The sequence below is a fragment of the Sporocytophaga sp. genome (assembly GCF_017745095.1).
Classification (GTDB): Bacteria; Bacteroidota; Bacteroidia; order Cytophagales; family Cytophagaceae; genus Sporocytophaga.
In genome coordinates this window covers 22,113-32,938 of the sequence record NZ_JAGHZZ010000033.1, presented here as the reverse complement: position 1 = coordinate 32,938, position 10,826 = coordinate 22,113, and the positions used below count along the sequence as shown (strand labels likewise).

Below are 10,826 nucleotides of genomic sequence, written 5' to 3'. Positions count from 1 at the left end.
TTCTGAACATTATTATAGATGCCCACAATAGCGGGTGAGTGACGTAAAAGTTCCTGAAATTGCTCATTCTCTAAAAGGTCAAACTTTTTATCATTGGATGAATCTTTATGAAAGTATTCAGGAATTATTTTCTCCACAGAATCAAGAAAAATAGTGTAAAAATTTTTTGAATCGTTTTTGAAATTCCCCATTATTAATGAGATAGGGAGTTAAATAAATTGATTAAGTAAAGATAACCTGTTTTTTGAAATGTGTAAGACTGCAAGTGTCGATTAAGTTATCTTACAAAGATACAGATATTATGTATTGACCATTAATAGGCTTCCCCAAAAACATCGCGGGAGTCCATTTCTGGTCATCTTTGAACAACTTTTTTAAAAGTACTTTTAACTCGTCAGTCTCTGCTAGTGACTTAAAAATAAATGGGCCTTCAAATACATGTATATCCGCAACATGTCCATGTTCATCTATTTCAAAACAAACGATCTTTTCAGAATAAGCATCCAATGGCTTTTCCTTTTTCCGAGCCTTTAAATGAATAATTTTTCTTAATGAATCTTCAGACATTGGATAGGCTGGATCTTTAAATCCCATTCCTATTCTATCCAAACTATCAGATATCTTTTTCTGTTCTTCCAAAAAGCCCTTTCCAAATTTTTGTTCAATTGCCCAGATCATATAATCATCGAAACAATTGCTGCATAATATAACGCAGCACATAGGACAATAATCATAGTCATAAATACTATAGGTGGCTTCCATCCATAACCTGTACGTTTGAGTAGGCCGTTCCGACTTATATTGAGGTAGACATAAAGAATCTTTCCTGACCAGATCCTCCGCCCTCACTAGAAAGTCATTACAAACTTTTTCAATGAATAAATTTTGTGCTTCTTTTTTAACATTTAGAAAAATAGAGTCTTTTATGGACTGCTGTCCAAATGCAGCACTAAAGCTAAACAACATACATATAGCAATCCTCCATTTTTTCATTTTCTTAATGCTTAATACAAGACCTAAAATTTATGCTAATCTCATTTCAATTATTCTTTTGGAGGCTAGGTATAATATTCTTTCGTCCATTCCATTCGCCAAATTCCGCAATTGGTTTAAAACGCAATGTTGTAAACTCAAAATGAAAATCTTTTCTATCTCTTTCTTTCATTGCGTTCAAATGTCTTTTAGGAAGAGGAACAGAGCTATGCCCTTGAACCATGTCCGTCATTTCTTTTTGAGATTTCCAAACTGAAAAGGTAGAAACCGTACGAGGAAATCTGATTGAGGCTAAAGACAATGTTGTGCCAGGGTGATCACGTACTAACTTTTCTACTGGTCTGCCCCAATGAATGAACCTTGGAACTTCAAGTAATTTCATGCGAGCAAGTGTTACCGCAACAACCGGAGCTTCAGGAGAATCAAATTGAAGACTTTCATTAGGGATTTCAAACTCCGTTATCTTTCCCCATTGTCTTAGAAAAGATAACCGAGTATGCCATCCTTTTGCTAATGTTCTACCAAAATGATTATTCTTTAAAAACCGGTCAATAGCTGCTTCGTTCTCCCATTGAGCAAATACTGCGATTTGTCTAACTAACATCCGTGATGGAGAAAAGATAGCAGAGCCTAATGTCATAGACGTCATACATTCTGCGTGAATCAACCCTGAAACATTTTTTGAATTTGGAGGAAACAAGATAGCTTTAAGAGCAGAGAGGTAAGATGTTTTTACTAAATGGTAGGAAAATATACTCATGTTCAACAATTAATGACAATTTCTCTTTTGCCGGATTTATATATTATATAAAGCTTATTTAAATAAGCAGGAGATGCATATATATTTTTCATTTATCTATAACAAGTTATTCAATTCTAACCACTATTCAAATTATCAGAAGGTTGGAATTTACAAATTGTCAAATCAAAATTACCTCTGAATAGGCTAATTGTAATTAAAAAAGCCCTCGTGCATAAGAGGGCTTTTCATTTTATAAAATTACCATTTGAATAGTTTTATCATAACTTATCAATCATAACTCTATTCATTAAAGTTGATTGAATGTGGTTTCTGCAAACTCTGCAAGTGAAGGATCTCTTGCTCCCATCATTAAAATGACATCTCCTTGTCTTGTTTCTTTTGCAAAGTAATCTGGCATTTTATTACGATCTTCAAATAACAGAGCTTTTTTTCCTGCACTAACCACCTCATTAATAACTATATCAGAGGAAATATCCTTAGTAACCGTCCCTCCCGCATAATAAACATCTGACATCAGATAGTAATCCTCCTGCCTTAAAGTTTCAATGACTCTTTCAGCAAGTTCTTTATGCATGAATCTTAAAGGTCCATATCCATGAGGCTGAAACCAGGCAAATACCCTTTTGCCTATCTGCTGACAACTGCGTATCGCGGCTTGCACTTCTGCAGGATTATGAGCAAAATCATCAATAAGATAAACACCTTTTTTCTCTCCCACCAATTGCGTTCTCCGGAATATTCCCACATACGATTCCAAAGCTTTGGCAGCCTGCTCTATCGAAACTCCTGCCACATAGGAAGCGGCTACTGCTGCTGCGGCATTTTCCATATTATGCCTTCCAATTACAGGAATTTTAAAAGGTATACCGTTTAAAGTGAATTGAATTTCAAAACCAGTTTGTTTAAAATTCTCCGCGACAAATCCTGCACCAGGATGGGTACTGAAATCGTTTTTAGTATCCTGAGAAAGCCTTCTTGTAAGCTCATGATCAGAATTAACAATAAACTTTCCCTTAGTATTTCCCTTAAAAGTTTTGAATAGCTCTATCAGTTCCTCAAACTCCTTATGGTCCCTGTCTATGTTCAATACAATTCCGATTTCCGGAATATAGTTAACTATAGAACCATCAGATTCATCAGACTCAATCACCAGCCATTCACTATCCCCTACCCAGGCATTTCCCGGAAGATTTCTCTTCTGCAAAACAGTAAGACCTGCACCTGTGATGAGAGAAGGAGATTTCCCATTTTCCTGTAGAATATGAAAGATCATTGCCGTAGTGGTAGACTTGCCGGAAGTACCACCAATAGCAATCGTTTTCTTTTCAGAAGAAATAGCTGCAAGCAATTCGGAACGTTTAATAATCGGAATACCTGCTTCTTTGGCCTTTTGATACTCTACGTTAGTTTCTTCTATGGCTGTAGAAACTATTACTGCTTGAGTTGTTTCATTTATCCCCGAGCCATCTTGATAAAAACATTCAATCCCCATAGACTCAAACTGCTCCTGGATAAGCATTTTCTTATCCTTGCTAAATAGCCTGTCGGAACCAGCTACCTTTTTTCCAACCCCTTTAAGGTATTGAGCAATGGCACTCATTCCGGTCCCGGCAATGCCTACAAAAAAGTAATTATCAATGGTTTGAGTTCTAAATTTCATATAAAAGACTTAAGTAACAATATCCAAATTTATATAAAGAAACGATTATATTTTTAATATGTTGGAATATAAGGGGTAAATCATATTCTAAATTTAGCAGGGAAGATATTACTTCTGAGAAGAATTAAATATATGTGATCGAAAAATTTAGATCATCCAAGTATTCAAAACCTTTATCTCATTCATCGTATTTAATCACATACTGTTTTTCGCTTTTTTTAAATGATTAATGTAATTTGTTAGTAGTCCTTTAATTTGTTCAGCTGCTACTGGATTAGCCGAATGAACATTGAACTTTAAATTTGTTAAATCTAATTCAGATTCATAAACTAACCATTTTACAGCAGCATATCCATCTGGCGCTACTTCACCATTTTCATCTAATCCAAGGTCATTGTCAAAACTAATGAAATCAGGAAGTCCATTCTTCTTGATGTACTCTATGAAGTCTTTATAATTTCTTACAATATCAAATTCCAATTCCATTGATTTATCATAAACCATGTCAATTGTTCTTATATCATCAAGGAAAAGTTTTTTTGATTTCATATAAATTTAAATTTATTGACATTCAGTTCTTGGTGGTTTCTGAGCAAGAAGTTACCATGATCTCTGAACTTTAGCAGGAGCATACGCCTTTATATTTGCACCTTTGCCCGTCTAAAGTAAACCTTGTATTGCAGTTTGTCGCTATTATCTGTCCACAGCGTAACTCAATTCTGTTACCCCACTAGTAAATTGTCGAGTATTCAATAGATTTAGTTTTATTCTGTCCTTGATGTCTACAAACAATGGAATGCCTCGTCCAAGAATAATCGGATTAACAAATAGCCAGTAACCATCAATTAAGTTCAATTGAATTAATGAATGTGTTGCTGTCGGACTACCAAAAAGTAAGATGTCATTACCAGGCTCTTGTTTTATTTCATTTATCCTTTCAGAAAGGTTGTCGCTGATAATTCTTGTATTGCTTAATCCCTCCTCTTTCATTGTTTTTGATAAAACAATTTTGTGAACCTTCTTATACCATTCTGAATGCTCAATATCATGTTTGCTCGCATTCGGCTTATCTGCTGCTGTTGGCCAGTAACTTTCCATCATCTCATAAGTCACTCGTCCATATAACGCAGTGTCGCCTTCGCTTATCCGCTTTCCGACATAATCAAAAATTTCTTGATCAACTTTAATCCAGTTCATTTCTCCATTCGGTCCCGCGACAAAACCGTCAAGCGATATGTGCATAAATGAAAATATTTTTCTCATATGGTTCTTTTTTTATTGTTGTTTATAAACTGTTACTATCATTTCAGCAATGAATGCTAAGGTATAAGGTTGCCATCTTGGCGGTTTTTAGAGTAATTCAATATCCCAGGAGATATCGCAAGTGGGCTATAAAAATAAATAAAAATCGAGGGTTTATACCCTACTGTTCTCTTGTTTATGCACTTTTTAATTTTCTGTGTTTCTTTCCCCATTCCTCAAGTTGTTTCAGAATAGGTCTTAGTTCTTGCCCACTTTTGGTAAGTTCATATTCAACTCGCGGTGGAACCTCTGCATAAACGGTTCGCTTTACTAAACCTCCTTCTTCCATTTTTCTCAATTGGAGTGTTAGCATTCTTTCTGTAATACTCGGAATGCGTTTTTTCAGTTCACCAAATCTTAATTTCTTTTCAGCAAGATGACAACAAATTACAAGTGTCCACTGTCCTGCAATCAGACCAACTGCAAAAATCTGGTCACATTCGTTGAGATTCATTTTATTCTCAAAATGTGTTGATGTTTCTTTTGTTTTGCTCATACTTACATCTATGATAGTACCATACATTTGGTTGTTAATATACTAAACAGGATGTTACTTTCTAAATTTGGGATAAGAGTTTTATTAAACAACAAAATAAATTTAGAATGAAAACACTAGTAATCGTTATCCACCCAAATTTGGAAAGTTCATCTATCGTTAATAAAAGGTGGACAGAAGAATTAAGAAAGTACCCGGAGAAATTCGTAGTTCGCAATTTGTACGAAATTTATCCTGATGGAAACATCAATGTTGCAGAAGAACAAAAACTAGTTGAAGCACACAACAAAATTGTATTTCAGTTTCCAATTTATTGGTTGAGTAGTCCGCCGTTATTTAAAAAGTGGATGGATGAAGTTTTATCCTATGGCTGGGCTTACGGTGTAAGCAGTAGCTATAAATTGGAAGGCAAGAAAATTGCTTTGGCCTTGACCACATCTGCTGATGAGCCTACCTATTCAGAGAAAGGAGCATTTAAATATACTTTGAAAGAATTTACTCGTCCCTTTGAAATCACATTTGATTGGATAAAGGCTGACTACAAACCTTTTTTTGCATTTTTTGGCGCACCACATACAGCTGATGAAGCTATATTACAAAAAGTTGAACAAAGCGCAAGAGAATATGTTTCGTTTGCGGAGTCTTTATAAAAATTAAAGAATTGATTTTTTAAAACTTTGTCAATTCATAATATTGGCAAAGTTTTTTTTATATCCTGTAATGTCAGGCTTTCCGATTTAATATGAAATTCAAAAAAGGAGAAATTTGAAATATGTCTTATAACTTAAATTAACAGATCGAAAACTGAGAGCGCATTAATTTATTAATACTTATTCATGGAGCATATTCATATAAAATACTATTCTTTTTTAGCATGTATATATTTGCTCCTGACCATCCTCCTAAATTAAAGCTATCAGTCTTTATAATTCTCTTTGCTCCTGAATTATAATAGTATTTAAAATATACTGGACAAGGAAATGATTCATCCGATATTCCAAGATTTTCATTAATAGTATCTTTCAATTCACTCAACGTATAACTATAGATACTATCACATATTTTAAATTTAACGCAACTAAGACTGTCAATCTTATCCTTCATGTAAATTACACAATGCGCTACATCTTTTGGAAATGTTTTATCTCTCTCATTCTTGTATATCATAAGAATCCCACCTAGTCCAAGTATTATGATAAAGATAATTATTCCAATTATATTAAGTATCTTTTTCATCTTTGCAGTAAAGCTAACTTCATTCCCAAACCTATTTTTGAGAATATGTTGAAGAACTCAATACATGTAACCAACCTTTATATTTTTGATTCCGAACATCATCTGTAAGTTCATAAAAATATATCCCATCTGAGACCGTATGATTCATTCCCCAGTCATTCTTATAATCCTCTTTCTCAAATACCATTGATCCCCATGAATTATATATCCTTAGTCTTGTGCCTGGATACAATCCCCTAACATAAAATACATCATTCCTATCATCTCCATTTGGAGTAATAAGATTCGGAATAAAAAGGGAAAGATTTTCAATACAAATCTCTAATACAGTATTAACGCAAGTGTTATTACATGATTTCTCACATAATTTATAAGATATAGTATCTATTCCTGAAAAGGATAATTTGGGAGAATAGGATAAAACAGAATCATTATAGATTTTAACTGAACCATGCAAAGCTACAGGAGAATCTAAATACATAGCATCTCCATCAAAATCTAGATCATTCTTTAATACATTGATCAAGAGACGTGAGGTAGTATCCATAATACATTTTGTAGAATCCTTGACTGCAACTGGTGGAGTATTATTACATAAAGCAATGCACACCAATGCATATGAAGTATCACACAATGAAAAGCAGGCATTATCGCAAATCTGATACCAGATTGTATCAATTCCAAAATATCCATTCAAAGGCTTAAAGTGAATAGAGTTATCGGCATTTCTTGTTGCAGAACCTTTGTAAGTCTTTATTATACTAACTGTTAATGAATTGTTTTCAGGATCAGAATCATTTCCCAAAACATCGAAATCATTTTCTTTTCCAGATGCAAAACAATTAGCAGTATAATCATCAATGTTTGCAACCGGCTTCCTATTCTCAACTCCAAGAAATTCAGGAAATTTTGCAGAGGAGCTATATCCTGCTCCCATATCTAATGCTTTAGGATTAAAAACAACGGACGATGCTTCATCATTCGGATTTTCAATTCTACCAATGTACCGAAAACCTGTTGATGGAGAATTATACAAGACATAAATCTTTTTATCAGGTCCTAATTTCATCCCTAGAACTCCATTACTTGCATCCCCCTGAACATCATAAATCATTTTAGGAATTGATGCAGGTATAGAAAAATCATACTGATAAATTCTGCCAGCCCCTCCCAAATACCATCTGTATTTTCCTATGTATAATTTTGTACCATCCGAAGACCATTCGGAATCATAACAACCGTAATATATTTGACTATTTGTAGTAAAGGGTGTTCCTGGCAAATCAGTTACTGATGTAATAGTGCCACTTGAAGGATCAAACTTTCCAACAACCACCGGATCTCTCTCCTCAATCGATGTAATGCTGAATCGATTTGAAGATTCAGAATACCTTATATTTCTGGGATCATTAAATGTTATAGATCCGTTATAAGTATTAAATAAATTTACACCTGATGAATTAATCTTATATATTTTAATGGAGGTTGTGTTAATCATTACATGTAACAACCAGTACTCGCCATATGTAGAACTTTTGATCAATGTTAACGCTTCCGAGCCATTGGAACTAATCACAATATTTTTTTTACCAGACACAACATCACCTAATGGGGCAGAAATTGTCCCATTGCCAGGCAAATTCATATCTATAATACTATAATATAATCCTCCATTAGGATTTTCCTCATAAGCTGCGGCACTTGAAAAGAGGTAATATTTATTGCATTCTCCAGGAACTGAGCAAATCCAAGAATTTTGAGCGGAAGATGAGTGTCCCAATAAACCTGTGCCATTGGGCATAAGTTTATTCTTGGCATCAACAACAATAACCCCATCTGAATAAAACAACAATTTCCCCGAAACAGGATGTGTTGCAACACCACATCCTTCATTGCCATATGGAACATATTTGCCAGTGATAACTTTGGGTTCGTTAGTTAATTGATTAAACTCAATTCCCTTGTCCCCTTTTCCGAATAACCAAATTTTGTTTTGCTGCTGAGCTATAGAATTGAAAACGATACCAAGAGATACAAATATTAAAACAATCTTATTATACATATGTAAAAATTTATAGTCAATCTTTTTAAGATCAGAAAATTAAAATTCAATAAAAAAAACAACTATCTAAAAGTAGTAAAATAAAAAAGAACTTCACCGATCTATTTGTTTCATTTATGCACAAAACAATTCAATAAACTAAAAATCAAACAATTAATAACTACTCACTTAAATTAAACTTAAGCCAGGGGAAGTCTTTTATGGATTGGCTACCTTCGTTCTCTTGAAAAGATCTGTTCTGCAGGACACAGATCGACAAGCAGGAACACTCTAACAGAATATTGAATCAAACTGTATATAATGATAAAAAACTTAGCAGATTTGTAAATTAAGCACCTCAAAAAGATTATCGGTTAGCTGTAATTTTCTTTTTGTGTTTTTGCCCCCAATCAGCTAATGCTCCAACCACCTCTTTGAGTGTTGCCGCATAGTCCGTAGCAATATATTCTATAACAACAGGAACTTGGTCTGCTTGTACAACTCTTTCTACTAAACCGTTTAATTCTAATTGCTTCAATTCGTTTGAAAGCACTCTTGCCGAAATACCTTTAATTATTCGTTGCAATTCATTGAAACGATTGTGTCCGCTTATCAATGCAATAATAATTCGTAATTTCCATTTACCACCCAACACATATAAAGCGTCTTCAACAGCGCTAATGTGTTTAGTGCATTGCACCTCTGAATAGATTATTTTCTGCTTCATCTTCCTAAAAGTAACCTGAATGTTACTACTAACCTTTAGTTTACTACTAACTATTTGTTAGCAAATGTAGATAATTTTGTACCATTAAAACATTTAAAAGTAAAAACGATGCTAAAAATATTGCACATTATTACAAGCCCTCAAGGTGAGGCTTCAATCAGCAAACAATTAGGCAACACAATCATTAAAAAAATCCAGGCGAAATACCCCTTCAACATTGTGAAAGAAAGGGATTTAGCAAAGGAAGCATTTCCGCATTTGGACGGATTGCAAATTGGTTCGTGGTTTACTCCTATTGAAAATCATACTCCAGAGCAAGCAAAAGCAATAAGAATTTCAGATGAAGCGATTGCAGAAATGCAAGAAGCGGACATATATGTCTTTGGTGCACCATTCTATAATTTCGCAATTCCATCCACATTGAAAGCATATTTAGACCACATTGCAAGACCGGGAATTACTTTCCGTTACAAAGAAGACGGAACGAGCGAAGGTTATTTAAAAAATAAAAAGGCATATATCGCAATCGCTTCAAGCGGTGTTTATTCCGAAGGCGATTTTCGGTCATTTGATTTCGTTAGTCCGTATCTAAAATTTATACTCGGATTTCTTGGCATTACCGACATTACCACGTTCCGTGTAGAAGGGCTGAGAGTTGCAGGACTGCAAGGAACAGCGCTGCAGAAAGGTCTTGAAAGTGTTGTGATAGATTAATGTTCTTTCAGGTTATTGTACCCTCTGGCTTAGGTTAAATAAGCTTAAGCCAGAGTTTAAGATTGGCAGTAGCTGAATTTTTTGTTAATTCAAACATCATTTATATTTTTCGTTAGCTTCACGAACAGAAAATTTATTTTCGCCTTTTAAGTAATCAAAGGCTTCTTGTACCTCCTCAGGAATATCAACATGAGCTATGTAATCTTTTCCATTTGGCCCATAACCATCTTTTGTATCCGACAACCTTGGAATTTCACCCATTTGCAAATTAATATAATGCTCCATATTCCACATTCCTTCAATGGTGTCATCCTCAAAGCATAACTGTCCTTGTTTTACAATTACTCTTGCTCTGTATGGTGCGTAATTGATTATCTCCACATCTCTATCATTCAACATTTTTTTGAAACCTGCATCCATTCTCATCTGCATGGAAGAATCCTGCATAATGATAATGTATTTTGGTTTTAAACCATATTCATTCAAAACTTTTAATGCGTTGCTCACGTTATTCCCGCAGTTTGTAGATTCTCTTTCTATCAAACAACCTCTTATGTTATATTTTTTTTCAAGATAATAAGCTATTATATCTGATTCTGCTTTTCCTTTTGTTTCAAATTCAGGACATTTTGAATGAATAATATTTCTCAACATATCAGTCGTATGCCCTTCTCCACCAACAATCATCATTCTTTTTGCGATGCCCTGATTAAACGCTTTAGCAGATAATTCGCAACCATGTAATATACTTCCACCGAATAAAATCAACAAGTCAGCTTGATCTATTTCATATTTTTTCTTTAACTCTTCTTTGTTTAAAACAGGGATATCTCTTTTTGCAAGAAATTCACTAATTATATTTAGCTTATTCGAAATTGTTTCTAAAGAATTCAT

Annotated in this window: 13 protein-coding genes; 2 read left to right on the top strand and 11 right to left on the bottom strand. The window is 34.1% G+C overall.

The window, feature by feature from the left end; translation table 11 throughout:
• From J7604_RS25110 to J7604_RS25080, 7 genes are all read right to left on the bottom strand, one after another.
• On the bottom strand, nucleotides 1–191 hold a 191-nt coding region (locus J7604_RS25110; protein ID WP_293902678.1), incomplete at its 3' end, for a hypothetical protein.
• Nucleotides 192–282: 91 nt separating this feature from the next.
• Nucleotides 283–993 (bottom strand): hypothetical protein, encoded by a 711-nt coding sequence (locus tag J7604_RS25105; protein ID WP_293902675.1) that lies wholly within the window; start codon nucleotides 991–993, stop codon nucleotides 283–285.
• A gap of 46 nt (nucleotides 994–1,039) precedes the next feature.
• On the bottom strand, nucleotides 1,040–1,753 hold the full coding sequence (locus J7604_RS25100) for a hypothetical protein (protein WP_293902672.1): 714 nt from the start codon (nucleotides 1,751–1,753) through the stop codon (nucleotides 1,040–1,042).
• A gap of 289 nt (nucleotides 1,754–2,042) precedes the next feature.
• Nucleotides 2,043–3,416: a Mur ligase family protein gene (gene murC, locus J7604_RS25095; protein WP_293902669.1), complete on the bottom strand. Its 1,374-nt coding sequence runs from the start codon at nucleotides 3,414–3,416 to the stop codon at nucleotides 2,043–2,045.
• Between the two features lie 195 nt (nucleotides 3,417–3,611).
• Nucleotides 3,612–3,965 carry a cyclic-phosphate processing receiver domain-containing protein gene (locus tag J7604_RS25090; protein ID WP_293902667.1) on the bottom strand — a complete coding sequence of 118 codons (354 nt, stop codon included), beginning with the start codon at nucleotides 3,963–3,965 and terminating at the stop codon, nucleotides 3,612–3,614.
• A gap of 144 nt (nucleotides 3,966–4,109) precedes the next feature.
• Nucleotides 4,110–4,679 (bottom strand): dihydrofolate reductase family protein, encoded by a 570-nt coding sequence (locus tag J7604_RS25085; RefSeq protein ID WP_293902665.1) that lies wholly within the window; start codon nucleotides 4,677–4,679, stop codon nucleotides 4,110–4,112.
• A gap of 175 nt (nucleotides 4,680–4,854) precedes the next feature.
• Nucleotides 4,855–5,214, bottom strand: coding sequence for a helix-turn-helix domain-containing protein (locus J7604_RS25080; RefSeq protein ID WP_293902663.1), 360 nt, complete (start codon nucleotides 5,212–5,214; stop codon nucleotides 4,855–4,857).
• Between the two features lie 107 nt (nucleotides 5,215–5,321).
• On the opposite strand from J7604_RS25080, the gene J7604_RS25075 reads away from it, so the two are divergent.
• Nucleotides 5,322–5,864: an NAD(P)H-dependent oxidoreductase gene (locus J7604_RS25075; RefSeq protein ID WP_293902661.1), complete on the top strand. Its 543-nt coding sequence runs from the start codon at nucleotides 5,322–5,324 to the stop codon at nucleotides 5,862–5,864.
• Nucleotides 5,865–6,048: 184 nt separating this feature from the next.
• Here J7604_RS25075 and J7604_RS25070 read toward each other — a convergent pair whose 3' ends face one another.
• From J7604_RS25070 to J7604_RS25060, 3 genes are all read right to left on the bottom strand, one after another.
• Nucleotides 6,049–6,381: a hypothetical protein gene (locus J7604_RS25070; protein WP_293902658.1), complete on the bottom strand. Its 333-nt coding sequence runs from the start codon at nucleotides 6,379–6,381 to the stop codon at nucleotides 6,049–6,051.
• A gap of 100 nt (nucleotides 6,382–6,481) precedes the next feature.
• Nucleotides 6,482–8,512: an Ig-like domain-containing protein gene (locus J7604_RS25065; RefSeq protein ID WP_293902655.1), complete on the bottom strand. Its 2,031-nt coding sequence runs from the start codon at nucleotides 8,510–8,512 to the stop codon at nucleotides 6,482–6,484.
• A gap of 346 nt (nucleotides 8,513–8,858) precedes the next feature.
• Complete coding sequence (locus J7604_RS25060; protein ID WP_293902652.1) at nucleotides 8,859–9,218, bottom strand: helix-turn-helix domain-containing protein; 360 nt, start codon at nucleotides 9,216–9,218, stop codon at nucleotides 8,859–8,861.
• A gap of 120 nt (nucleotides 9,219–9,338) precedes the next feature.
• Here J7604_RS25060 and J7604_RS25055 point away from each other — a divergent pair, with 120 nt between their 5' ends.
• The gene (locus J7604_RS25055; protein WP_293902649.1) at nucleotides 9,339–9,932 is read left to right on the top strand and encodes an NAD(P)H-dependent oxidoreductase; all 594 of its coding nucleotides are present in this window, start codon (nucleotides 9,339–9,341) and stop codon (nucleotides 9,930–9,932) included.
• A gap of 96 nt (nucleotides 9,933–10,028) precedes the next feature.
• Here J7604_RS25055 and J7604_RS25050 read toward each other — a convergent pair whose 3' ends face one another.
• Nucleotides 10,029–10,826: a hypothetical protein gene (locus tag J7604_RS25050; RefSeq protein WP_293902646.1), complete on the bottom strand. Its 798-nt coding sequence runs from the start codon at nucleotides 10,824–10,826 to the stop codon at nucleotides 10,029–10,031.

Coding starts and splice junctions, on each gene's coding strand:
- J7604_RS25105 (WP_293902675.1), bottom strand. CDS start 993: ATGAAAAAATGGAGGATTGCTATATGTATGTTGTTTAGCTTTAGTGCT.
- J7604_RS25100 (WP_293902672.1), bottom strand. CDS start 1,753: ATGAGTATATTTTCCTACCATTTAGTAAAAACATCTTACCTCTCTGCT.
- murC (WP_293902669.1), bottom strand. CDS start 3,416: ATGAAATTTAGAACTCAAACCATTGATAATTACTTTTTTGTAGGCATT.
- J7604_RS25090 (WP_293902667.1), bottom strand. CDS start 3,965: ATGAAATCAAAAAAACTTTTCCTTGATGATATAAGAACAATTGACATG.
- J7604_RS25085 (WP_293902665.1), bottom strand. CDS start 4,679: ATGAGAAAAATATTTTCATTTATGCACATATCGCTTGACGGTTTTGTC.
- J7604_RS25080 (WP_293902663.1), bottom strand. CDS start 5,214: ATGAGCAAAACAAAAGAAACATCAACACATTTTGAGAATAAAATGAAT.
- J7604_RS25075 (WP_293902661.1), top strand. CDS start 5,322: ATGAAAACACTAGTAATCGTTATCCACCCAAATTTGGAAAGTTCATCT.
- J7604_RS25070 (WP_293902658.1), bottom strand. CDS start 6,381: ATGATATACAAGAATGAGAGAGATAAAACATTTCCAAAAGATGTAGCG.
- J7604_RS25065 (WP_293902655.1), bottom strand. CDS start 8,512: ATGTATAATAAGATTGTTTTAATATTTGTATCTCTTGGTATCGTTTTC.
- J7604_RS25060 (WP_293902652.1), bottom strand. CDS start 9,218: ATGAAGCAGAAAATAATCTATTCAGAGGTGCAATGCACTAAACACATT.
- J7604_RS25050 (WP_293902646.1), bottom strand. CDS start 10,826: ATGAATTCTTTAGAAACAATTTCGAATAAGCTAAATATAATTAGTGAA.